Source organism: Pseudofrankia coriaricola (assembly GCF_032027725.1).
GTDB lineage: Bacteria > Actinomycetota > Actinomycetes > Frankiales > Frankiaceae > Pseudofrankia.
The window spans coordinates 1-22,579 of record NZ_JASNFO010000032.1 but is presented as its reverse complement, the minus strand read 5'-3'; the positions used below and the strand labels follow the sequence as shown (position 1 = coordinate 22,579).

Here is a 22,579-nt window from a genome sequence, read left to right as displayed (position 1 = left end):
CCGCCGGAGGCCCCGGGCTGGCGCGGGTGCGGGTCTCCGGTCTCAGACGCGGCTGGAGACCCGCGCGCCGCCAGCCGGGCCGACGGCCTGCCAGGACCGCGTCGACGCGGCGTGCACGTCGCTGTCGAAACGGTCGACGAGCAGCGCCTGCGACGCGGCGAGATGGGCGCGGGAAAGGCGTTCGGCCTCGGCCGCCCGGCCGGCCTCGATCTCGGCGAGGAGGCGCCGGTGCGTGCGCACGACGGCCTGGGCGTCCTGGAGGGCCGGATACTCGCCGCGGCTGGTCAGCAGCTCGGCCCAGCGCACCTCCTGCGCCGACCACAGGGCGACCAGGCTGCTGACGACGAGGCGGACCGTCGCGTTCGGGGTGAACGCGACGATGAGCTCGTGGAAATCCCGCGCCGTCTCGGTGAAGGCGACGCCGGAGTCGACGAGCCCGCTCCCGGCGAGCCCGGACCCGACCAGCTCGGCGGACCTCTCCACGTTGGCGCGTAGCGCCGGCACGACCTGCGCGACGCGGTCGTCGCGGCGGGCGCACTCGGCCGCGCACAGCGGCTCCAGCAACTGCAGGCCGCCGGCGAGGTCGCCGAGCGTGACCCGGCCGGCCTGCAGGACCAGGCCCAGGTGGTAGGCGGCGGACGACGGGTCCGGGCGGTGGACCTCCGCGCCGCCGACGTTGCCGCGCCGGACGGTGACGAGCCCCTCGGTCTCCAGGATCCGGATCGCCTCCCGTACGGAGGGATAGCTCACCCCGAACTCCTCCACGAGCTGCTCCTGTGTGGGCAGGCGGTAGCCGTCGCCGTCGGCGCCGGCCAGGATGCGCTCGCGCAGCGTCGCGGCGATGGCTTCCGCGACGCGAAGCTGGGGGATGGCCCTGCGGCGGCTCGTAGGCACCCATCAATCCTACTATCCTTATAAGTGTTGACCGTGCTGGCGCCCCTGCACTACGGTCTGGCGTCCATGGAGTACGACCTGGGACCGGAGGCGGCCGCGTTACGCGGGCGGCTGCGAGCGCTGGTCCGCGAGCACGTGCCCGCCGACTACCTCGGCGCGTTCACCGCCGACCCGGCGGATCTCGCCGTCGCGCAGGACTTCTGCCGGCTGCTCGCCGACGAGGGCCTGCTGTGCATGGCCTGGCCGGAGGAGTTCGGCGGGCGCGGCGCGTCGCTGTGGGAGCAGACGGTCGTCCGCGAGGAGATGTGGGCGCGCCACGAGCCGCGCGGCGCCCAGTACATGGGCGTCAACTGGGTCGGGCCGACGATCATGCGTCACGGCACGCCCGAGCAGCGCGCCCAGCACCTGCCGCCGATCGCGCGCGGCGAGGTGATCTGGTGCCAGGGCTTCAGCGAGCCCGGCGCGGGCTCTGACCTCGCCTCGCTGCGCACCGCGGCCCGTCCGGACGAGAACGGTGACGGCGCCGACGACCCGCCACCGCGCGACCCGCCACCGCGCGACAATGGCGAAGCCTCGCGTGGCGGCGGGTCCACCAGCCGATATGGCCGCGCCTGGCGGATCCACGGCCAGAAGATCTGGACCTCCTACGCCACCATGGCGCAGTGGTGCTTCCTGCTCGCGCGGACGTCGACGTCCGGGCGCAAGCAGCAGGGCCTGACGATCTTCCTGGTGCCGATGGACGCGCCGGGGATCGAGGTCCGCCCGATCGCCTGCATGATGGGCCCGCACCACCTGAACGAGGTGTTCTTCGACGGCGTGCGGGTCACCGAGCGGGACGTGCTCGGGGAGGTCGACGGCGGCTGGGCCGTCGTGCAGGAGGTGCTCGCCTTCGAGCGGGTCGGCATCGCGCGCTACGCCCGCTGCGAGCGGCTGCTGCAGGAGGCGCCCGAGGCGCTCGGTGACGCCTGGGAGGAGCTGCCGGCGGAACTGCGCGGCCGGTGGGCCCGGATGCTCGTGCATGCCCGGCGCGCCCGGCTGCTGGCCTACCGGGTCGTCTCCCGGCAGGGCACCGGCCAGGTCAGCCCGGTCGACTCGGCGGCCTACCGGATCGCGGTGACCAGACTCGACCAGGAGAGCGCCGACGTGCTCATGGAGATCGTCACGGCGGCCGAGCCGGCCGGCGACGACGGCGCGCGGTTCCGACGCGCGGTCGAGGACCACGCGCGCTACGCGGTCGCGTCGACCGTCTCCTCCGGGAGCATCGAGATGCAGCGCATCCTGTTGTCCCGGGCGCTGCTGGCCGCCTCCGGCGCTCCGTCGTCCGGGCAGCCCAGGGCGGCGGCCCCGGCGAAGGCGGGAGCGGCGTCATGACGACTGTCACCCAGGGCGCCGTGGACGGCCTCGCGGCCGGTGGCGGCGTACTGATGGAGCTGTCGGACGAGGCGGCCGAGTTCGGGCGGACGGCGCTGCGCGCGCTGGAGGCGGCCGGCGGCGACGAGCTCGCCCAGACCGCCGAGCGGGAGCCCGCGCGCCGCGCCGAGCTCGTCGTGCCAGTTCTCGACGAGCTCGGCGCGTGGGACCTCGACCCGCGGGGGAGCGCCGACGAGCTGGAGGCGGCCGCGGCGCTGTGCCGGGCCGCTGGCTGGTGGGCGGTGCCGTACCCCGTGGCCGAGCGGCTGTGCCGGCCCGTGGGCGGCGGCGCGGACGCGCTGGTCGTCGTCGCGCCCGCGGCGCCGGCGGCACCGGTCGCCGGACTCGACCTGCGGCTCGCCGCCGTCGCCCTCGACGGGCGGCGGTACGCGGCGACCGCGCGCGAGCCCGACGGCCCGGCGCGCAAGTCGGCGTTCGTCGTCAGCCTGGACCTCGCGCCGCTCGCCGGCGCCATCGCCGGCGCGCCAGCCGGCGGGGACGCGGGCGACGCGGACGGGGCGGGTGCGGACGGGGCGGGTGACGTCGCGCTCGGGATGGTGCTGGGGTGCTGGACGCTGCTCGGGATGCTGGACCGGGCGATGGTGCTGACCAGGACGTACATCCTGGAGCGCGAGCAGTTCGGGCAGCCGCTCGCCCGTTTCCAGGGCGTGCAGTTCCAGCTGACCGACGCCGAGGTAGAGCGGGCCGGGGTCGCCGAGCTCGCCGGCTACGCGCTGTGGAGCGTCGAGACCGGGCGGCCCGAGGCCGTCGACGACGCGCTGGCGCTGCGGCTGGCCGCCGTCGAGGCGGCTGAGACGGTCTTCCGGGTCACCCACCAGCTGCACGGCGCGATGGGGTTCTGCGACGAGACGACGCTGTCGTGGCTGTCGCGCTACAGCCAGCCGCTGCGCCGGCTGCCTCTCGGCCGTTCGGCCACCCAGGACGCGCTCGCGAGCCGCCTGGGCCGGCGCGGCCTCGCCGGCATCTTCGGCCCGAACGCCGTGATGGGCGCGGGATGAACGCGACACTGGCCGACCTGGCCGAGCTGCGGGCCACGATCCGGGACTGGTGTCGGGCGCACGTGCCGGCCGACTGGCGCCGGGCGCAGACCGGCGTCGGCGACGACGAGTTCGTCGCCTTCCAGCAGGCCTGGTTCCAGGAGCTGCGCCGCGCCGGCTACGCCGTGCCGCACTGGCCCGCCGAGTGGGGCGGCGGCATGTCGGCCGCCGAGCAGATGGTGCTCTACCAGGAGCTGGCCGCGGCCGACGCGCCCCGGCTGGTGCTCGCGTTCGTGTCGATCCACCACGCGGCGGCGACGCTGCTGACCGCGGGGACCGACGAGCAGCGCCGCCGACACCTGCCAGGGATCCTCGACGGCGAGATCTGGGTCCAGGGCTTCTCCGAGCCGGAGGCGGGCTCGGACCTGGCGAGCCTGCGCACCACCGCCCGCCGGGAGAGCCGCGCGGGCGGCGACGTCTTCGTCGTCAACGGCCAGAAGCTGTGGGCGAGCGGCGCGGCGCACGCCGACTGGTGCCTGCTGCTCGCGCGCTCCGACCCGGCCGCGCCGAAGCGGCGCGGCATCTCCTACCTCCTGATGGACATGCGCTCGCCCGGCCTGGACGTGCGGCCGATCCGTAACGCGCTGGGGGACTCGCACTTCTGTGAGATCTTCCTGAACGACGTCGAGATCCCGGCGGAGAACCTCGTCGGGCCGGAGAACTCCGGCTGGCAGGTGGCGCAGGCGACGCTGTCCGCCGAGCGCGGGATGACCATGCTGGAGCTCGCCGAGCGGCTCGGCAACGTCGGTCTGCGCTCGCTCGTCGACACCTGCCGGCGGCCGGACGCGGCCGGGCACCGGCCGATCGACGACACGCTGGTGGCCGACCGGCTGGCCGGCTTCGACACCGAGATCGCGGGCCTGCGGGCGCTGTGCCGCGATCTGGTCGAGCGCCACGAAACCGGCACCGTCGGCCCAGCCGACGCCTCCGTCGTCAAGGTTCACTACAGCGAGCTGCTGCAGCGGATGACCGGTTTCGGCGCCGAGATCGCGGGACTCGGCGCCCTGACCGAGCTCGCCAAGCCCGCGTCCAGCGGCTGGGAGTCGGGCAGGTGGCTGCTCGACTTCGTCGGTTCGTGGGAGTGGACGATCCCCGGCGGCACGAACGAGATCCAGCGCACGATCATCGGGGAGCGGGGCCTCGGCCTGCCCAGGGAGCCGTGAATATGAACGCTCATTCATCCGACCTGGCCGTCGCCGCGTCGACGAGCGCGCCGGGAGCCGCCGCGGCCGACGACGCGGGAGCCGCCGAGGAACTGCGGGCCGAGCTGCGGGCGGTCGCCCGCGACCTGCTCGCGACCGCCGGTGGCAAGGACGGCGGGGACGACGCCGAGGTCGACTGGGCGCTGCTCGCGGAGGCCGGCTGGCTCGGGCTGGAGGTGCCGGACGAGCTCGACGGCGCCGGCGTCACCGTCGCCGAGACCACCGTCGTCTGCCAGGAGCTGGGCCGCGCCGCCGCGCGGGCACCGTACCTGGGGACGGCCGTGCTGGGCGCGGGCGCGCTGCTGGCGCTGGAACCGGCCGACGGCCGCGACGACCTGCTGCGAGCGCTCGCCAGCGACGCGCCGCGGCTCGCGGTCGCGCTTCCCACCGGCGACGCGCCGCTCGGCCCGGCCGGTCTGCCGGCCGCGGTCCCGTTCCGGCTGGCGGGGGCGGGTGGCGCGCGGCGGCTCACCGGGCGCGCGGAGTTCGTGCCCGACGCCGCCGAGGCCGAGACGCTCCTGCTGCTGGCGCTGGACGAGGGCGACGAACCTGTCGTCGTGCGCGTCGCGCCCGGCCAGCAGGGTGTGCTGGTCACGGCCACGCCGGTGCTCGACGTCAGCCGGAGCCTGGGCGAGGTGGCCGCGACGGACGCGCCGGTCGAGGCGGGGTCGGTGTGGCGGTTCGGCGGCGACGGACGGACCGCAGGGCGGCTGCTGCTCGCGCGGGGCGCGCTCGCCGTCGCGTGCGACAGCCTCGGCGCCGCCGAGGCGATGCTCGCGGCCACCGTCGAGTACGCGAGCGTGCGCCACCAGTTCGGCCGGCCGATCGGCTCGTTCCAGGCGGTCAAGCACGGCTGCGCCGACATGCTGGTGTCGGTCTCCGTCGGCCGTGGGCTGGTCACCGAGGCCACCCGCGCGCTGGCCGCCGCGAGCGCCGTCCACGTCGCCGATGGTGCTGACGGCGTCGACGATGCCGCCATGAGCGCCGTCGAGGTCGCGGTGTCGCGGGCCAAGTCGTACATGTGCGCGGCGGCCGTCGACGTCGCGGGCAAGGCGATGCAGCTGCACGGCGGCATCGGCTACACCTGGGAGAGCGGCGTGCACCGATATCTCAAGCGCGCCGCCCTTTCCCGCGCGCTGTTCGGCTCACCGACCGCCCACCGTGCCCGCCTCGCCCGCCATCTCGACGCCGACGGAGCAGGTGGGGCTCGATGAGCCTCGCCGTGCCGTCGGGGCGGTGCGCCGGGACGGGCTGGCAGGCATCTGCCATGTCCTTCGGTCTGGATCTGGCGTCCGTGCGTCCCGCTCGGTAGGATGTGAGCGTTCGCTCTCTTAGAGGGCAGGTCCACCGTATGCCCGAAACCACCGCACGCCCGTAACTCTGTCCGACCTTTCGCCCAGCCGAAGGTGTCCCCGCGATGCCCGGCTGGGCGGACCGCCCGCTGGAGGCCCTGTGTCGTTCAACTGGTTCGTCTCGGTCGACGACCACCTCATCGAGCCGGCCCGGCTGTGGCAGGAGCGGCTGCCCGAGCGCTGGCGGGACACCGGGCCGCGCATCGTCCGGGACGGCGCTTCCGAGTTCTGGGTCTACGAGGACCGCCAGATCGTCACCACGGGCCTGAACGCCGTCGCCGGCAAGACGCGCGAGGAGTTCTCGCCCGAGCCGATCACCTACGAGGACATGCGCCTCGGCTGCTATGACCCGGCCGCCCGCGTCGCGGACATGGACCAGGGCCACGTGCTCTCGTCGATCCTGTTCCCGAGCTTCCCGCGCTACTGCGGCCAGGTCTTCCACGAGGCCAAGGACAAGGAGCTCGGCCTGCTCTGCGTCCAGGCCTGGAACGACTTCATCCTGGAGGAGTTCGCCGGCGACTTCCCCGGCCGCTTCATCCCGATGATGATCATTCCGCTGTGGGACCCGGCGGCGGCGGCGGCCGAGATCGAGCGGACGGCGGCGCGCGGCGGCAAGTCGATCGCGTTCTCGGAGAACCCGACGAAGCTCGGCCTGCCGTCGATCCACACCGACTACTGGGACCCGGTGTTCCAGGCCTGCAACGACACGAACTACGTCATCTCGATGCACGTCGGCTCGTCGTCCAACCTGATCCGTACCTCGGCGGACATGCCGACGCTCGCGTTCATGGCCTATTCGGCGGCGGCGAACCAGGCGGGCACGCTGCTCGACTGGCTGTTCAGCGGGATCTTCCCGAAGTACCCGAACCTGAAGATCGCCCTTTCCGAGGGCTCGATCGGCTGGATTCCGTACTTCCTGGAGCGGGCCGAGCAGGTCATCGACAAGCAGCGTTTCTGGGCGTCACGCTTCGACATCGACATGAATGCCTCCCACGAGCGCGGCGAGGCGAAGGGCGCGGCGTCCTTCGACCTGGACACCGACATCCGCAAGCTGTTCCACGACCACGTCTTCGGCACGTTCATCGAGGACCAGGCCGGCATCCGGCTGCTGGACATCATCGGCGAGGACAACGTGATGCTCGAGTGCGACTACCCGCACTCGGACTCCACCTGGCCGGACACCATCTCGATGGCCAACAAGTGGCTCGGCCACCTGCCCGAGGACGTCCAGTACAAGATCACTGTCGGGAACGCGGCCCGCGTCTACAACTTCACCCCCGCCGACCCGGCGGTCATCTCCTAGCGCTCACCCGGTCGACAGTCATGGCCGGCCGGTCGGCATCTCGGCCGGCCGGCTCCCTTTGTCGCGTTCTACGATACGGAGAAACGAAAATGCCAGCAATTCAGCCGAGCTCGGCTGGAAGACCCCAGGTGCGCTTACCCCGCAAGCAGTTAGTGGCGGCGCTCTTAGGCGTGACGCTCTTCGTCGCGGCCTGCGGCGGCTCGTCGGACTCGGACAAGCCCGACGCCGGCGCCGCCACCGCGCCCAAGCCCACCGGCGCCCCGATCAAGCTGGGGCTCATGACCGGGATCCAGACCGACGCGGTGTCCCAGCCGTGGGTCGCGCAGGCCGCGAAGATCGCGGCGGCGTCGGTCAACGCGAACGGCGGGATCCTGGGCCGGCCGGTCGAGATCGACGTCTGCGACGATCACAACACGCCGCAGGGCGCCTCGGTGTGCGCCCAGAAGCTGTTGGTCGAGGACAAGGTCCTCATGATGGCCGGTGACGACGGCACGATGGAGCCGAGCCTGCTCCCGACGCTGGACACGGCCAACACGATCTCCTGGGCGAGCCTCGGCGCCGCGTCGGCGTCCCTGCAGAACCCGCGGGTCTACGTCATCGAGCCGGTCCTGGTGTCCTTCCGGATCCTGCCGCAGATGCTGCCGGCCAGCACGAAGCGCGTCGCCTACATCTCTGCTGACTCGGCCATCGCGCAGTCGTCGGCGAAGGTCTCCGCCAGCTACTACCCGCCGTCGGTCACGGTCGACCAGATCAAGCTGGGCCTGACGGCCACCGACTTCCAGCCGACCTGCCTGCAGATCAAGCAGAGCGGCGCGGACACCGCGGTCCCCGCGATCAACCCCCGCCAGCTCGCCCCGCTGATCCAGACCTGCAACCAGATCGGCCTCACCAAGCTGACGTGGGCGCTGCCGAGCATCGTGCTCACGCCGCAGGTCGTCGAGACCGTCACGAACCTCAACCAGCCGAACCTGGTCGTCCTGTCCTTCGGTGAGGGCGCCATCAGCGCGTTCAACGACGACGTCCAGAAGTACGCCAAGCAGGTCGGTGGGATCACCAACACCATCGGTGACACCGCGATCAACGCCTGGCTCAGCGTCAAGCTGCTCGCGGACATCATCCCCAAGGTCGGCGTCGTCGACGCCGTGAAGATCCGGGAGTACCTGGACAAGCAGACCGCGCTCGACACGCAGGGCGCGACCGCGCCGATCGACTTCACTTCCCCGGGCGTCCAGGGCATCCCGCGGGTGAAGAACCAGTCGGCGTCGCAAGGCGAGATCAAGGACGGCAAGCTCGTCGTCACTGTCGAGAAGCCGTTCGTTGTGGGTAAGCCGCAGCAGTAGCCGCGAGCTCCGGCACGACGCGCCGGGCCGCGCCGCCGTGACATCACGTCCGGCGGCGCGGTCCGGCACCGCCGTATAGCGGGCCTGCCCCGGGCCTGGGGCCTGGCCGGGGGCACGCGGTCGGGGCGAACCGAACAGGAAGGACTGGCGGTGGACAGGGAAGCACTCGAACGCAGCCTCGCGCGCCGGTTGCTCGATCACATCGACAACCGCACGACGGACATGGCCGATGACGTCATGGAACTGCCGACCGACATTTACTCGGCCGAGCGGCAGGCAGAGGAGAATGAGGCGCTGTTCCTCGACCAGCCTCTCGTGCTCTGCCTTTCGGGCGCGCTGCCGGAGCCGGAGACCTACCGGGCGGTCGACCTGCTCGGCACTCCGGTGTTGCTGACCAGAGACGGCGACGGCCAGGTGCACGCGTTCCTCAACGCCTGCCGCCACCGCGGGGTGCGGCTCGCCGACGGCGCCGGGGAGGCCATCCGGCTGACCTGCCCGTTCCACGCCTGGACGTACGGCCTGGACGGGAAGCTCGGCCGCATGCCGGTGCCCGACGGCTTCACCGGGCTGGACAAGAGCCGCAAGGGGCTGATCCCGCTCGAGGTCACCGAGGGCTACGGGCTCATCGTCGGCCGGCTGCGGCCCGGCCCGCCGGTCGACATCGACGAATACCTCGGCCCGGAGCTGGCCGGCGAGCTGGCCCTGCTCGACTTCGCCGACTGGGAACCCCACAGCGAGCCGCACGTGCACAAGGTGGGCGGCAACTGGAAGGTCACCCTGGACACCTTCCGGGAGAACTACCACTTCAACTACCTGCACAAGACCACGCTCGCCACCTACGCCGTCGGCGGTGTGCTGACGTTCGACCCGTTCGGCCCGCACCTGCGCAACAGCTCCGCGCTGAAGTCGATCGTCGAGCTGCGCGAGCGCCCCGAGGCCGACTGGGGCGACGTCGGCCGGCACTTCAGCTACCAGTACGCGCTGTTCCCCAACGTCAGCCTCACCTTCGACGCCCGGCACGTCGAGCTGTGGCAGATCCTCCCGGTCGACGAGAGCAGCTCCGAGGTCGTGCACACCTCCTACCTGCGTCCCGGCCTGACGGACGAGGAGCGGTCGAAGGCCGTCGACATGGCGCCGTGGATCTGCGAGACCGTCGTCGACGGCGAGGACTTCTGGGTGGCCGGCCGCACCGAGCCGGGCGTGCGCCTCGGCCTGCTCGACACGGTCGTGTTCGGCCGCAACGAGCCGGCCCCGCAGCACCTGCACCGCGGGTTCGAGGCGGCACTCGAGGCCTACCGCGCCCGTCACGCCGCCGGGGCGGGGTCGGCATGAGCCAGACCTCTCCTGCCGGCTCCGCCGATCCCGCCGGCACCCCGTTGCCGACTACCCCGTTGCTGACTGACGAGCCCGAGCCCGAGCCCGAGCGCGTCGATGTGTCCGCGGCGGACGCGGCCACGGTGGTGACCGAGATGGCGCGCCGCTTCCAGTCCGGCGACGTTGAGGGCGCGTTCACGTTGATGTACCCGGAGATCCGGGTCCAGCAGCCGGAATCGCTGCCGCACGGCGGCTGGCACGAAGGCCCGGCCGGCATGGCGGCGATGAACGCCGAGGCGGGCCGCCACTGGGACCGCACGATCACCAACCCGCTGGTCTTCGGCGACGCCACCCGCGCCGTCCAGCTCACGACCCAGACCTGGACGGCGAAGGCGACTGGCCGCTCGGCGACGGTCGACGTCATCGAGGTGTTCACCGTCCTCGGCGGCACCATCCGCGAGATCCGCGTCTTCCAGCAGGACACCCACCTCCTGCTGTCCCTCCTGACGGCGCAGTAGTGGCGGCCCGCTGACGGCGGGTCAGCGCCTCCAGAACGCGGTCCGTGACCTGCGCGTCGGGTCGCCCGTCACCGGGCGGTCGCCGGTGAGCTGGTCGGCGCGTCCGTCGCGGATGGCCTCCAGGGTCGCGCGGGCGTGCTCCCAGAGCCGGGCCGCGTCCGACAGGTCCGGGGACGCGGCGGCGAGCTGGCTGGCGAGCCTCTCCAGCGCCGCGCATGCGGCCTCGTGCTCGCCGGCCCGTCGCCACGCGGGCAGCGCCGCACGGATGCGGCCGGCGAGCGCGGCCAGGTCGGCCGCCCCGGGACGAGGCGAGGGCCCGGCGCTCGTGGACAGCACCGCCAGCTCGGCGGCGACGAACGCGGAGAGCGTGCCGGCATCCGGGTCGACACCGGCGCCAGACGGTCCGGCAGCGGTGGTCAGTTTGGCCTTCTGCCGGCCACGGCCTGTCCCGCGGCCGGGCCGCGGGGCGGCTCGTGGGCCCGAGGTTCCGCCGGTGAGGAAGTCGGGCACGTCGAGGTCGTCCGGGCCCGCCGGGGCGCCCCGCCGCGCTTGGATGGGCGCCGGCCCGGCCGGCGCGGGAGGAACGATCGACGGGGGCATCGGCTGGTACATCGGGGGCGGTGGCCCGGCGGGCGCGGCAAAACTGGCGGCGACGGCGCTGCCGGCGAACAGCGGCGCGCTGGGCGGCCCGCCGACGGCCAGAGCCTCGTCGGACCAGCCACTGGGGAGGTCGACGGGCTGCGTCACCCGGCGGACCGTGCCGCCCTCGTTGACGACGCGCTGGTCGACGGCGACGAACGCGGTGAAGCGGGACAGCACGCGGTAGCGCAGCGACGTCTCGACGATGCGCCTCTCCAGGCCGTCGTGACCGCCTCGGCCCGACGGGCCGGCCACATATGCGTCCTCCAGATCCCGGATGCGCGCCCGTGCCCACAGGGCCGTCAGGGCCGGATTGCCGCTTGCCGTCGCCGTGACCGACGCCCGCCACGGCGCGTCGGTGTCGGCCTGGCCCGTGAAGGCGATCGTGCCCGTCGGCTGGCCGGTGAACCTGCCCCGGATGACCACCGGGGCGCCGGCGAACAGGTCAGGCAGCGGCGTCGGGGTCAGCGAGTCGGTGTCGACGGCCAGGTCCGCCGGCCCCGCCGGGAGCAGCCGCAGGCCGGTGACGACGGGCGCGTCGATGCGGTGGTGGATGTGGCGCATCGCGTCGTCCAGCCGGTCCTCAGACTCGACCAGCTCGCAGCGGCCGGTCGGGCCGGACAGCCGGCGCAGGAACGCCTCGTTCACCGCCCGGTCGATGCCGACGGTGTGGACCCGCGCCCCGGCGAGGCCGGTGGCGAGCTCGCGCAGCAGCTGGTCCTCGTTGCCGACCTGACCGTCGGTGACCAGCACGATGACCCGGTCGCGCTCGGGCGCCTCGGCCCGCGGGCCGAGCAGGGCGGCGGCCTGCCGCAGGGGCTCCAGCATGTCCGTCCCGCCGCGGGCCTCCAGGGTGGCGAGGAACTCGACGGCCCGGAACCGGGCGCGGTCGCTGGCCGGCGCGAGCCCTCGGGGGAGGGCGGGCGGAGTCTCGACCTGGTGGTCGAAGGCGAGAACCGCGAAGCGGTCGCCGCCGCGGAGGGTGTCGACGATCCGGCCGGCGGCACGGCGCGCCGCGATCATCTTCCAGCCGCCCATCGAGCCGGACCGGTCGAGGACGAGCACCAGGTCCCGGTCCCGGGCCCGAGTGGTACCGGCCGGCGGCAGGATCGTGAGCGCGAACGTCCCGCTGGCTGCTTTGCCGCCCGCCTCGTGGTCGGTGGCGGCTTGGCCGCTCGCGGCCGGCTCGTCGGACCGCACCGACAGCGACGTGCTGACCGCCTCGTCCGCGTCGAACGTAAGGCGCAGCAGGAAGTCCCGGTCGGCCCTGTCGCCCGGCTCCAGCCGGACACGGAGGCCGTCCGTACGCCGCTCGGTGATGACCGAGTGCAGGCTGGCGTCGACGGCGGCCAGCGGCAGGCCGGCCGGGTCGACGTCGACGTCCACCGACAGGCGCACCGGGTTCGGGAAGCCCGGCAGCAGCACCGGTGGGCTGATGCGGGACGCGTCCGGTACGGCGTCGGTGTCGGCCGCGACCCCGTCGCCGACCCGTCCGCCCGCGAGCGGAGCGCCGGGGATGTAGCGAGGAGCGACGACCAGGGGGAAGCGAAAGGTCGCGGCGCCGTCCTCATAGGGCAGCTCGCCGGCCAGCGTCAGGCGGACGGTGACGCGCTCGCCGGGCAGGATGTTGCCGACCCGCATGGTGAAGACGCCGGGGCGCTCCTCCTCGGCGATCGACGCGCGCTTGCCCTGGGTGATCGCGATGTCGTAGTCCGCCCGCGCCTGGCCGCGTTCCTTGAGCTCGGCCTCGACCACCCGGCCGTCCGCCTCCATCCGCAGCGCGGTGACGGCGGCCCGCGGCGGCAGCGGGAAGATGTAGGTGGCCTCGAGCGGCTCGTCGTACGGGTTGTGAAAGCCCTGACTGAGGGCGATGGTCGACGCGAGGCCGGTGACCGCGGCCTGGACGTCGATCGCGTCGAGCGGCAGGTTGCCGCGTCCCGTTCGCAGGCAGCCGAGGCCGTCCTCCTCGTTGTCCCGTCGCGGCGCGTCCGCCTGGGCCGGTGGCTCCGGCTCGATCAGGTCGACCATGCCGACGGTGCTGATCCGTTCGAGGTCGGTGCTCACCGTTCCCCTTCCTCTGCCGCCTGTCCTCGCCCGCTCGACCCGTGAGCGGCGTTCCCCGGCGCGCCTCGTCATCTTGACAGTGTCACGATGACACTGTCAAGATGACCGCATGAGGTCGCGCTGGGATTTCGATCAGGGATCATGACTGTGGACCCTGACGCCGAGGCTGCGGGGGAGTACGCGGACGCCGGCCCGTGGACGCTCATGGAGCTCCCCGGTCGGGTGGCGGTGCTGCTCGCGGGTAACTACGCGGGCCAGAGCAGCGGCCGGGTCGGCGAGCTGCCGACCGAGCGGACCGTCCGCTGGTACGCCACGATCGGCCTGGTCGACCGGCCGGTCGCAACCCGTGGCCGCGTCGCCCTCTATGGCCCTCGGCACGTGCTCCAACTCGCCGCGATCAAGAAGCTTCAGTCCGAGGGGCGATCGCTCGCCGAGATCCAGCAGCGGCTGCTCGGCGCGTCCGACCCTCAGCTCGCCGAGCTTGTCGGAGCGCCGCGCCCCGTCCGCGCGTCTATGGCCGTCCCGCCCGTGGCGGCGCCCGCTGAGTTCTGGAAGCGTGGCGCGCCCACGCGCCCGGTCGCGCACCGCCCCGAACCGTCCGCCGTGCCCGCGAAGGATGACGCCGACGCTGGTGCGGGGGCGGCCGAGAGGCTCGGCGCCGATGGCGGGCCTGGCACCGTCGCCAGCCGTGGCGCCGCCGGGAACGGCGACCTCGCCACGGTGGACGACGCGGGGGCCGACCGCGCGAACACCGGCGCCGTGACCGCCGTGACCGCCGTGACCGCCGTGACCGCCGTGACTGCCGTGACCGCCGTGCCGGCCGTGCGGCTGGGTGACAGTGTCACGCTCGTCCTGGGCGCGGCCTCCCGGACGCCGGACGCCGACGAGCTCGCCGCCATCGCCGCGGCGGCGGCTCCCCTGCTCGGCCTACTCGGCCGCCTCGGCCTGGCATCCGAGGCGCGGTCCCCCGCCCCGGGGCCGATGCGAGGTCGATGAAGACCGCGTCGGACCCGGACCGGCGGGCCGCGTCCGGGCGCGAACGGCGGCCGACTCCGCCGCGCGCAGCAGGCGGCGGAAGGTGGAGCATTCCAGGTGGCTCGGCGCGGGACAGGCCGCGGCGTGCCGCAGGCCGTCGCGCATGGCGGTCAGCTCGCGGATCTTCCCGTCCAGCTCGTCCGCCTTGGCCGCGAGCATCCGCCGGTCGATGCGCAGCTGCCCGTCTGGCGCGAACATGAGCGCGATCTCGTCGAGGGAGAAGCCGGCGGCGCGGCCCATCGCGACCAGCGCCAGCCGTTCCAGCACGCCAGGATCGAAGACCCGGCGCTGGCCCCGCCGGCCGACCGAGACGATCAGCCCCTTCTCCTCGTAGAAGCGCAGCGTCGAGGCTGGCAGCCCGGAGCGTCGCGTCACCTCGGCTATGTCCACGTTCACCGCCGTCTTGACCTCAAGTTGACTTGAGCTGGAACGATACGGTTTCGGCAAGGCACGCCAAGGGATGGGGACGGCCATGGAAGTCGCGCCCGGGGGCGATGACGCGCAGAAAGCACTCTGGAACGGCGCCGGTGGACGAGGCTGGACGGCGGCGCAGGACCTGCTCGACGAGATGTACCGGCCGTTCGAGGCTCTGCTCGCCGACGCGGTGGCCACGGGCTCGAGCGTGCTCGACGTCGGCTGCGGTACGGGCGCGACAACGGTCGCCGCCGCGCGGCGGGCGGGCTCGGCGGGACGCTGCGTCGGCGTCGACATCTCCGAGCCGATGGTCGAAGCCGCTCGGGCACGGACCGAACGGGCGGGCGTGTCGGCCAGCTTCATCCACGCCGACGCCGCCACCCACACCTTCGAGCCGGCCAGTTTCGACCTGCTCGTATCTCGCTTCGGCGTGATGTTCTTCGACGACTTCCCCCGGGCCTTCGCGAACCTGCGGCGGGCTGGGACGGACACCGCCCAGGTCCGGTTCATCGTCTGGCGGAGCCCCGACGAGAATCCGTTCATGACGACGGCCGAACGCGCCGCGGCGCCGCTCCTGCCGCACCTGGCGCCCCGCGACCCGGAGGCACCCGGCCAGTTCGCTCTCGCGCGGGCGGACCGGGTCCGCCGCATCCTCGACGAGAGCGGCTGGACGAACATTGATATTCAGCCGATCGACGTGGAATGCGTCCTGCCGGAGACGGAGCTGGTTCGTTACCTCACCCTGCTCGGCCCCGTCGGCCGAGCCCTGCAGGGGGCCGACGAGCGGACCCGCGCCCAGGTCGTCGAGACCGCCCGCGCCGCCTTCGGTCCCTACCAGCGGGGCGCGGAGATCCGGTTCACCGCCGCGTGCTGGATGGTCGGCACGCGCGCATCCGCCGGGCGGCGTCCCGCGGGGTAGAGAACCCTCGGTCTCCGCGGGCCTGAGACTCCTCAGGTTCATCCCACAGCACACCGTCGGCGCCGTCATCCCCCGACCGAGGTGAGTCGGCCCAGCCCCGCCGAACAGCCCGACTCATACAGCGACAGGCGCAGCGGTAACGCTGGCCAAGGCTTGATGAACCCAAGGCTTGATGAACAAGGGGTGAAGTAGGCGAAATCTCGTCGGCATCGGGCTTCGGGCCGCGGTTGCGAAGCCGAGTGGGGCCGGCGAGCATACCTGGATGGTTCGCTGGCTAGGATGGCGCGTGGGAATATCGGCGCCATTCCTTCATCGTCACGATTATCCGGCCGATTTCGGTAAGGATCATTCCCTGGACGGCAGGGTTTCCCGATCTCGCCGGACAGCCGCCCGTGCCGCGCTGGTGTGCTTCGCCGGGGCAGTCGCCGTCGTGCTGGCACGGCTGGCCGACCGGCCGATCGCCTTGCCTGTCTCGGTCGTCGCCGTGTCCGTGACGGCGATGGCGGGCTGGACGGCGCTCGTCGGGCGGGGGCGACGCCGCGTGGCGGCTTCTCTCGTGGCCGCCGTCGCGTTCAGCGGGCTTATTGCTTTCGCTGGGGTGGCTGGCCTTACGAGCATGCTCGTCACCACAGCTCTGCTGTTCGCGTCGGGAGGCGCGGCGCGCGCGGCTTTCGGCCGGCACCGGCCGAAGGGGACGATCGTGGGACCCGCCCAGCGCGGCGTCCTGTTGGTGAATCCGCGGTCCGGTGGTGGCGCCGCCGACCGCCATCATCTCGCGCAGGAGGCGGCCCGGCGCGGAGTCGAGGTCGTCAGCCTCGCCCCGGGCGCGGACCTGCGCGCCCTCGCCGAGCACGCCGCCGACGGTGGCGCCGACGTGGTGGGCATGGCCGGTGGCGACGGTTCGCAGGGTCTGGTCGCCGACGTGGCCCGGCGGCGCGGGATGGCGTTCGTGTGCGTCCCAGCCGGGACTCGTAACCACTTCGCCCTCGATCTAGGCCTTGATCGGAACGATGTGGCGGGCGCGCTCGACGCATTCGACACGGCTGTCGAACGGCGTGTCGATCTTGGTCAGGTCGGCGACCGCGTCTTCGTCAACAACGTCTCGCTCGGTGTCTATGCGGAGATCGTGCGGTCCGACAGCTACCGTGACGCCAAGGCGAGTACGGCCGCCGCCATGCTTCCCGACCTTCTCGGTCCAGATTGCACACCGCCGGATCTTCGTTTCGCCGGCTCGGACGGTCGTGCCGAGTCGAGTGCGGATGTCCTCCTTGTGTCCAACAATCCTTACCAGCTACATAGCCTCGGCGGTCTCGGTACCCGGCCCCGGCTGGACAGCGGCCGGCTTGGTCTGGTGGCGCTGCGGGTCGATCGGGCTCGCGATCTACCCACCCTCGTCGCGCTCGAGTCGGTGGGCGCCATCAGCCGATTCCGCGGCTTTCAGCAGTGGAGCAGCCCCGTGGCGCGGGTCGATTCCGCTCAACCGGTCAGCGTCGGCGTGGACGGAGAAGCGCTTTGTCTCACGCCGCCCCTGCTTTTCCGATCGCTTCCCGGCGCTGTGCGCGTAAGAGTTCCGCGACACGCACCCGGGGTGCCGGTCGCGCGACCGGGTACCTGGGGCACGGTTCCCGCGCTGATCCGCATCGCCGCCGGGAGGCCGGCGGCGATGAGTCGCCGGGTCCGCGGGGGCGACGAGAAAACAGTCCGTCCAGTCGAGCCGTTGACCTCGTTACTTTAGCCGGAGCGCGTTCAGGTCAGGATTCTCGACTTCTCCCGCTGGTACTCCACGTCGGTGATCTCACCTTGCTTGCGGAGGTCGGCCAGCTTCGTCAGCTCATCGGCGACCGCGCGAGTCTGCACCGCGGAAGGCCGGAAACCCTGATACAGGCCCTCGCGTCGCCTCGCCACCTCGGCCGACCGCTCACTCATACCCTCGCCGCGGAAGGCCGCATAGAATAGAACGCCCAGCAGGGGAACGACGATGACACACGCCAGCCATCCAGCCTTACCCCAGCCGGACAGGTCCCGGCTTTGGAATATATCGGCCACCACCACAAACAGGGTATATACCCATATGGCAAACAGGAAGAACCAGAGCATTGTCAAGAAAGCGCCGAGAAACGGGTAACTCATCGACTGTCGCACCTCCCTGGGCCTACGGTCCATCCCAATGATTCCACCTCGCGCCGAGGTTCACACGCGAAACGGTCCACCGCGGCGCGACCGCCCCACCGCGGATCGGCGAACCGGACCTCGACGCGACCGTGGCACATCGTCACAGCCGGACCGATTGCACCTGGCGGTCTGGCGTCACACGGGCGGCGCCGGCACGGTCGAACCGCGGTGAAATACCGCGCGTGTGAATATCGAGGTTAGGTGGCGCGCTCGGAGTCGGGAGCGAGCAGGGCCAGTGGGTTCCGACCGCCCCATCGGCCGCGAGTAGGCACTCCGGGCGGCCGCGATGGCTCAGCCGCCGCCGCTGATGGCGAGGGCACGCAGGGCCAAGTCTGGGGCGCTCTTCGTGGCGTTCTCGGGGGAGGGGGCTCGCCATAGACGAGGACCGGAAGGTCGCGGGCGGCTGGAGCCCACGGACTCCGACACCTAAATGATCATCAGTTGGCCACCGTGCTCTCCGGCTGCCGAGCGCGGGTAGGCCGGCCTGCCCGCGCCGTGCCCGTGTCGTTCGTCGTGGTGGGGTTGCCGGCCCCGTTGACGAGATTCATCATGACGATTAGGGTGACCTGCGTCATAGATACCTGGTCTCCAGGAGGGCTGGTCGGCTATGGCCAACAAGGCAGACGACTCTGTCGAGGGTGTCGAGAAACCCGCGCGTGTCCCCAGCGGATGTCCGGTCGTCCACTTAGACGTCTCCCCAGCCCTCGAAGCGGGCAGCTACTGGCGCAAGGCCGACGAGCTTCGGGAGATGGGCCAGGCCATCTTCAACACCATGGCCCAGGGCTACTGGATGTTCACCCGGTATGACGAGGTCCGGGAGATCTACCAGCGTCCCGAGATCTTCTCCAGCGAGTCGATCACGCCGTGGGAGCCGGAACCGGTGTACCGCTTCGTGCCCACTCAGATCGACCCGCCGGAGCACAGCAAGTACCGCCAGATCCTGAGCCGCTGGTTCGCGCCGGCCGCGATCAACGGGGTCGGCCCGGCGGCAGAGGTGATCTGCCGACGCCTGGTCGCCCAGATCGCGCCGCACGGCGGGTGTGACTTCGTGGCCGAGTTCGCGATGCGGTACCCCACCGAGGTGTTTCTGACCGTTCTCGGTCTGCCAGCCTCCGACGCCGACCTGTTCGTGCCGTGGGTCGAGGACTTCTTCCGCGGGTTCGGTGGCGACCTCGCCCAGCAGGAGGCCATGGCCCAGGCGCTCGGCGCCATGCGTCAGTACTGGATCGACGCGCTGGACGAACGACGCGATGAGCCGGTGCCGCGGGACGGTGACCTCGCCTCGCACCTGCTGCACGCCACGCTGGACGGCGAGCCTCTCGACGAGACCGTGATACTCGACATTCTGACCGTGCTCGTGCTCGCCGGGCTCGACACCACGCGGGGAGAGCTCGGCTACCTGTTCCGGCACCTCGCCACCAATCCGGACGACCGGCACCGGCTCCTCGCCGAGCCCGAGCTCATCCCGTCCGCGGTCGAGGAGACGTTGCGGCTCTACACCATCGTCTTCGGTGACGGACGCAAGGTGACTCGTGACATCGAGTTCCACGGCTGCCCGCTTCGCACGGGCGACATGGTGTATGGGCTTGTCTCCGGCGCCAACCGGGACCCCAGGGTCTACGACCGGGCGGACCAGTTCGTGCTGGGCCGCATGGCCAACAACCATCTCGGCTTCGCGGCCGGACCGCATCGCTGCCTGGGCGCGCATCTGGCCCGCCGGGTGATGCAGATCGCCCTCGAGGAATGGCTGAAGGTCATCCCAGACTTCCGAGTGACGACCGACGCGCCGCTGCTCGAACGCGGTGGGGGTTCCATGATGACCCTGCTCACTCTCCCGCTTGCCTGGGAGGCCACCACATGAAGATCACTGTCCGTGGCGACCGCTGCACCGGTCATGGGCGCTGTTACAGCATCGCGCCGGACTTTCTCGACTACGACGATGAAGGTTACGTCACGATCCGTGATCAGATCGTCGACGTGCCGGTTGATCAGATGGCAGCGTCTCGGGACGCGGCGAGGACCTGCCCCGAACAAGCCATTGAGCTCGTCGAGGACTGAACACCTGTCCTGATAGGCCGCTGAGGCCCTTTCCGACCGGCTGTTTCGATGAGCGCGACTGACGTCGCGCGGCCGAGTTCGACTCCGCAAGATGGCGGATAGTGAGCAGGAGACCAGATTGGACGCGGCACATCCGGGCGGTGCGCTCGAGGACTTCCGGCGGCGTGCACGGAGCTGGCTCGCCGAACACGCCGTGTTACGGGACGATGCCGGCCGACGGGATCCCGGCTCCGGGGACGCCGGCCCTGAGGATGCTGGCTCGGTGCCCTGGGCTGGTGCCGGGCAGGGGTCCGACGACGTCTCGGTCTTCCACAACCTGTCCTTCGCGCAGGAGCTGGCGCTGATCGAGCGGGTGGCGGCCTGGCAGCGGCAGAAGTTCGACGCGGGGTTCGGCGCGCTCGGCTGGCCGCCCGAGCACGGTGGCGCGGGGCTGGGTTCCGAGTTCGTCGAGGCGTTCGCGGCCGAGGAGGAGCGTTACGCGATCCCGGCGGCCCACGAACTGGTGTCCGTGACCGTCAGCCTGATCGCCCCGACGATCCGCCTGGTCGGCACGCCGGAGCAACGCGATCTGCTGATGCGGACCTTCCTGCGTTGCGACAGCCTGTGCTGCCAGCTCTTCTCGGAACCGGGAGCCGGATCCGACCTGGCGGCTCTGGCGACCCGGGCGGTCCGGGACGGCGACGAGTGGGTGGTGGGCGGCCAGAAGGTGTGGAGCTCGGGGGCACAGTTCGCCGAGTGGGGAATGCTGCTGACGAGAACCGATCCGGACGTCCCCAAGCATGCTGGCATCACCGCGTTCCTGCTGCGGCTCGACGCACCTGGTGTGACCGTCCGGCCGCTGCGTCAGATGTCCGGGGGCACGTCGTTCAACGAGGTGTTCCTCGACGACGTGCGCATTCCCGACTCACTTCGGCTGGGCGACGTGGGGGCGGGCTGGAAAGTCGCTCTTACGACGCTCGGCTTCGAGCGGGAGGGCTCCGGCGGGGGACATGCTAGGGTGGGCGGCGGATGGCGGGAACTGGCCCCGCTGGCCCGCGCGCTGGGCCGCCTCGACGACCCCCTCGTCCGCCAGCGGCTGGCCGATGTCTACATCAGCGAACGCCTTGCCGAGGTGGCGGCGCTGCGTGAAGCCCACGACCGGCGAGCCGGCCGGCCGCCCGGGCCGGAGGGCTCGTTCCGCAAGCTGCACTGGGTGAAGGGTATGGCGCTCGTGTCGCGGGCGGCCGAACTGCTGCTCGGGCCGCGTCTGGCGGCAGACACCGGCGAGTGGGGGACCTTCGCCTGGACCAGCCACGTTCTCGGCGCGCCCGGCTACCGGATAGCGGGTGGCTCGGACGAGATCCAGCGCAACATCATTGCCGAACGGATCCTCGGGCTGCCGGGCGACGTGCGGGTCGACCGGGACAGGCCGTGGCGTGAGATCCCCCGCTGAGCTCCGCTCCTCACCGCCCTGGGCAGGGGCATCCGCATAGCTTCGTCCGGGCCGGCGGGCCATTGCCGTTGTCACCGAGAAAAACCTCTGTCGTCGACAAGGACATTTGTCATCGAAGAAGAACGTCTGTTGCCGAGAAGGACGTTCGAGTAACCGTGGGAGGCGAAGCGGCATGGCCTGGGACTTCGAGACGGATCCGGAGTATGCGCGCGAGCTGGAGTGGGCCGAGGAGTTCGTCCGCGAGGAGGTCGAACCGCTCGACTTCGTCATCGAGCACGCCTGGGACGTGCGTGACCCGGTGCGCGCGAAGCTGATCCCGCCGCTGCAGGACCAGGTCCGGGAACGGAAGCTGTGGGCCTGCCATCTCGGCCCGGAGCTGGGTGGCCCGGGCTACGGGCAGGTGAAGCTGGCACTGCTCAACGAGGTCCTCGGGCGTACCCATTCCGGCCCGGTCGTGTTCGGCTGCCATGCGCCGGATTCGGGAAACGCCGAGATCCTCGCGCACTACGGCACTGACGACCTGAAGAAGACCTACCTGGAACCGCTGATCGAGAACCGGATCGTCTCCTGTTTCTCGATGACCGAACCGCAGGGCGGCTCCGATCCGACCGGGTTCACCACCCTGGCCCGCCTCGACGGTGACGAGTGGGTGATCGACGGGGAGAAGTGGTTCTCCTCGCACGCCCGGTTCGCCTCGTTTCTAATCGTGATGGCGGTCACCGACCCGGACGCACCGGCGCACCGGCGGCTGTCGGCGTTCGTCGTCCCGGCGGACACCCCCGGCATCGATATCGTCCGCAATGTGGGGGTGTCCGGGCACGACGAACATGAGGGCATCCACGCCTACATCCGTTACGAGGGCGTACGCGTCCCGGCGGATCATCTGCTCGGCGAGCGGGGCGCCGGCTTCGCCGTGGCGCAGACCCGGCTGGGCGGCGGCCGCATCCACCACGCGATGCGGACCGTCGGGCTGGTCAGGCGCTCGTTCGAAATGATGTGCGAGCGGGCGGTCTCCCGGACTACCAAGGGCGAGATGCTCGGACGCAAGCAGCTCGTCCAGGAGATGATCGCCGACTCCTGGATCCAGATGGAACAGTTCCGGCTGCTCGTCCTGCGCACGGCCTGGCGCATCGACAGGTACAACGACTACGACAAGGTGCGCGCCGATATCGCCGCGGTCAAGGCGGCGATGCCCAAGGTGCTGATGGACGTCGCGTCCCGCGCGCTGCAGGTGCACGGCTCCCTGGGCGTCTCCACGGAGATGCCGTTCGGCCGGTGGGTGCTGGAGTCGTTCCACATGGGCCTGGCCGACGGCCCGACCGAGATTCACAAGGTGAACCTGGCCCGGCAGCTGCTGCGCGGCGTCGCGCCGGCCCCGGGGTTGTTCCCCACCGGCCACCTCCCGTCCCTGGCCGCCGATGCCCGGGCGCGGTACGCCGTCGAGCTCGAGCTCGC

The 22,579-nt window shown here is 71.7% G+C and carries 20 protein-coding genes; 15 read left to right on the top strand and 5 right to left on the bottom strand.

Going from position 1 to position 22,579, the window contains the following annotated elements:
• Window positions 1–42 precede the first annotated feature (42 nt).
• A complete protein-coding gene (locus tag QOZ89_RS17700) occupies window positions 43–894 on the bottom strand; it encodes a FadR/GntR family transcriptional regulator (RefSeq protein ID WP_312624257.1) in 852 nt (283 codons plus the stop codon).
• 66 nt (window positions 895–960) lie between these two features.
• Here QOZ89_RS17700 and QOZ89_RS17695 point away from each other — a divergent pair, with 66 nt between their 5' ends.
• From QOZ89_RS17695 to QOZ89_RS17660, 8 genes are all read left to right on the top strand, one after another.
• Window positions 961–2,265: an acyl-CoA dehydrogenase family protein gene (locus QOZ89_RS17695; protein ID WP_312624321.1), complete on the top strand. Its 1,305-nt coding sequence runs from the start codon at window positions 961–963 to the stop codon at window positions 2,263–2,265.
• Entirely contained in the window at window positions 2,262–3,323 is a 1,062-nt protein-coding gene (locus tag QOZ89_RS17690) for an acyl-CoA dehydrogenase family protein (protein WP_312624256.1), read from the top strand. The genes QOZ89_RS17695 and QOZ89_RS17690 overlap by 4 nt, the downstream gene beginning before the upstream one ends.
• The gene (locus QOZ89_RS17685) at window positions 3,320–4,525 is read left to right on the top strand and encodes an acyl-CoA dehydrogenase family protein (protein WP_312624255.1); all 1,206 of its coding nucleotides are present in this window, start codon (window positions 3,320–3,322) and stop codon (window positions 4,523–4,525) included. Before QOZ89_RS17690 ends, QOZ89_RS17685 begins: the two co-directional genes overlap by 4 nt.
• A 2-nt stretch (window positions 4,526–4,527) precedes the next feature.
• The gene (locus tag QOZ89_RS17680) at window positions 4,528–5,778 is read left to right on the top strand and encodes an acyl-CoA dehydrogenase family protein (RefSeq protein WP_312624254.1); all 1,251 of its coding nucleotides are present in this window, start codon (window positions 4,528–4,530) and stop codon (window positions 5,776–5,778) included.
• 238 nt (window positions 5,779–6,016) lie between these two features.
• The gene (locus QOZ89_RS17675; protein WP_071050893.1) at window positions 6,017–7,219 is read left to right on the top strand and encodes an amidohydrolase family protein; all 1,203 of its coding nucleotides are present in this window, start codon (window positions 6,017–6,019) and stop codon (window positions 7,217–7,219) included.
• 128 nt (window positions 7,220–7,347) lie between these two features.
• Complete coding sequence (locus tag QOZ89_RS17670; protein ID WP_312624253.1) at window positions 7,348–8,559, top strand: ABC transporter substrate-binding protein; 1,212 nt, start codon at window positions 7,348–7,350, stop codon at window positions 8,557–8,559.
• Window positions 8,560–8,709: 150 nt separating this feature from the next.
• The gene (locus QOZ89_RS17665) at window positions 8,710–9,891 is read left to right on the top strand and encodes an aromatic ring-hydroxylating oxygenase subunit alpha (RefSeq protein ID WP_312624252.1); all 1,182 of its coding nucleotides are present in this window, start codon (window positions 8,710–8,712) and stop codon (window positions 9,889–9,891) included.
• Window positions 9,888–10,391 carry a nuclear transport factor 2 family protein gene (locus QOZ89_RS17660; protein ID WP_083419174.1) on the top strand — a complete coding sequence of 168 codons (504 nt, stop codon included), beginning with the start codon at window positions 9,888–9,890 and terminating at the stop codon, window positions 10,389–10,391. The genes QOZ89_RS17665 and QOZ89_RS17660 overlap by 4 nt, the downstream gene beginning before the upstream one ends.
• A gap of 21 nt (window positions 10,392–10,412) precedes the next feature.
• Here QOZ89_RS17660 and QOZ89_RS17655 read toward each other — a convergent pair whose 3' ends face one another.
• On the bottom strand, window positions 10,413–13,094 hold the full coding sequence (locus QOZ89_RS17655) for a VIT domain-containing protein (protein ID WP_312624251.1): 2,682 nt from the start codon (window positions 13,092–13,094) through the stop codon (window positions 10,413–10,415).
• 141 nt (window positions 13,095–13,235) lie between these two features.
• Here QOZ89_RS17655 and QOZ89_RS17650 point away from each other — a divergent pair, with 141 nt between their 5' ends.
• Entirely contained in the window at window positions 13,236–14,090 is an 855-nt protein-coding gene (locus tag QOZ89_RS17650) for a helix-turn-helix domain-containing protein (protein WP_312624250.1), read from the top strand.
• On the opposite strand, the gene QOZ89_RS17645 is transcribed toward QOZ89_RS17650, so the two are convergent.
• Window positions 14,022–14,525 (bottom strand): helix-turn-helix domain-containing protein, encoded by a 504-nt coding sequence (locus tag QOZ89_RS17645; RefSeq protein WP_198543385.1) that lies wholly within the window; start codon window positions 14,523–14,525, stop codon window positions 14,022–14,024. The two genes, QOZ89_RS17650 and QOZ89_RS17645, sit on opposite strands and share 69 nt — an antisense overlap.
• Window positions 14,526–14,601: 76 nt before the next feature.
• Here QOZ89_RS17645 and QOZ89_RS17640 point away from each other — a divergent pair, with 76 nt between their 5' ends.
• Window positions 14,602–15,462, top strand: a complete 861-nt coding sequence (locus QOZ89_RS17640) for a class I SAM-dependent methyltransferase (RefSeq protein WP_312624249.1) — start codon at window positions 14,602–14,604, stop codon at window positions 15,460–15,462.
• A 430-nt stretch (window positions 15,463–15,892) separates the two neighbouring features.
• Window positions 15,893–17,197 (top strand): diacylglycerol/lipid kinase family protein, encoded by a 1,305-nt coding sequence (locus QOZ89_RS17635; RefSeq protein ID WP_312624248.1) that lies wholly within the window; start codon window positions 15,893–15,895, stop codon window positions 17,195–17,197.
• Window positions 17,198–17,208: 11 nt separating this feature from the next.
• On the opposite strand, the gene QOZ89_RS17630 is transcribed toward QOZ89_RS17635, so the two are convergent.
• Both QOZ89_RS17630 and QOZ89_RS17625 read right to left on the bottom strand, forming a co-directional pair.
• Window positions 17,209–17,592: an SHOCT domain-containing protein gene (locus tag QOZ89_RS17630; RefSeq protein ID WP_071050910.1), complete on the bottom strand. Its 384-nt coding sequence runs from the start codon at window positions 17,590–17,592 to the stop codon at window positions 17,209–17,211.
• Window positions 17,593–18,071: 479 nt separating this feature from the next.
• Window positions 18,072–18,209, bottom strand: a complete 138-nt coding sequence (locus QOZ89_RS17625; protein WP_157910560.1) for a hypothetical protein — start codon at window positions 18,207–18,209, stop codon at window positions 18,072–18,074.
• A 32-nt stretch (window positions 18,210–18,241) separates the two neighbouring features.
• Between QOZ89_RS17625 and QOZ89_RS17620 the strand changes: the two genes are divergently transcribed.
• From QOZ89_RS17620 to QOZ89_RS17605, 4 genes are all read left to right on the top strand, one after another.
• On the top strand, window positions 18,242–19,495 hold the full coding sequence (locus QOZ89_RS17620; protein WP_071050888.1) for a cytochrome P450: 1,254 nt from the start codon (window positions 18,242–18,244) through the stop codon (window positions 19,493–19,495).
• Window positions 19,492–19,692, top strand: a complete 201-nt coding sequence (locus tag QOZ89_RS17615; protein ID WP_071050887.1) for a ferredoxin — start codon at window positions 19,492–19,494, stop codon at window positions 19,690–19,692. The genes QOZ89_RS17620 and QOZ89_RS17615 overlap by 4 nt, the downstream gene beginning before the upstream one ends.
• Before the next feature lie 118 nt (window positions 19,693–19,810).
• Window positions 19,811–21,124 (top strand): acyl-CoA dehydrogenase family protein, encoded by a 1,314-nt coding sequence (locus QOZ89_RS17610; RefSeq protein ID WP_312624246.1) that lies wholly within the window; start codon window positions 19,811–19,813, stop codon window positions 21,122–21,124.
• Between the two features lie 172 nt (window positions 21,125–21,296).
• Window positions 21,297–22,579 (top strand): acyl-CoA dehydrogenase family protein (locus tag QOZ89_RS17605; protein ID WP_312623431.1); only part of this gene is annotated, 1,283 nt, incomplete at its 3' end.

What these genes read in the sequence shown, in the direction of transcription:
- QOZ89_RS17695 (WP_312624321.1), top strand. Translation starts at nt 961, where the DNA reads ATGGAGTACGACCTGGGACCGGAGGCGGCCGCGTTACGCGGGCGGCTG.
- QOZ89_RS17690 (WP_312624256.1), top strand. Translation starts at nt 2,262, where the DNA reads ATGACGACTGTCACCCAGGGCGCCGTGGACGGCCTCGCGGCCGGTGGC.
- QOZ89_RS17685 (WP_312624255.1), top strand. Translation starts at nt 3,320, where the DNA reads ATGAACGCGACACTGGCCGACCTGGCCGAGCTGCGGGCCACGATCCGG.
- QOZ89_RS17680 (WP_312624254.1), top strand. Translation starts at nt 4,528, where the DNA reads ATGAACGCTCATTCATCCGACCTGGCCGTCGCCGCGTCGACGAGCGCG.
- QOZ89_RS17660 (WP_083419174.1), top strand. Translation starts at nt 9,888, where the DNA reads ATGAGCCAGACCTCTCCTGCCGGCTCCGCCGATCCCGCCGGCACCCCG.
- QOZ89_RS17650 (WP_312624250.1), top strand. Translation starts at nt 13,236, where the DNA reads ATGACTGTGGACCCTGACGCCGAGGCTGCGGGGGAGTACGCGGACGCC.
- QOZ89_RS17640 (WP_312624249.1), top strand. Translation starts at nt 14,602, where the DNA reads ATGGAAGTCGCGCCCGGGGGCGATGACGCGCAGAAAGCACTCTGGAAC.
- QOZ89_RS17630 (WP_071050910.1), bottom strand. Translation starts at nt 17,592, where the DNA reads ATGAGTTACCCGTTTCTCGGCGCTTTCTTGACAATGCTCTGGTTCTTC.
- QOZ89_RS17625 (WP_157910560.1), bottom strand. Translation starts at nt 18,209, where the DNA reads ATGACGCAGGTCACCCTAATCGTCATGATGAATCTCGTCAACGGGGCC.
- QOZ89_RS17620 (WP_071050888.1), top strand. Translation starts at nt 18,242, where the DNA reads ATGGCCAACAAGGCAGACGACTCTGTCGAGGGTGTCGAGAAACCCGCG.
- QOZ89_RS17615 (WP_071050887.1), top strand. Translation starts at nt 19,492, where the DNA reads ATGAAGATCACTGTCCGTGGCGACCGCTGCACCGGTCATGGGCGCTGT.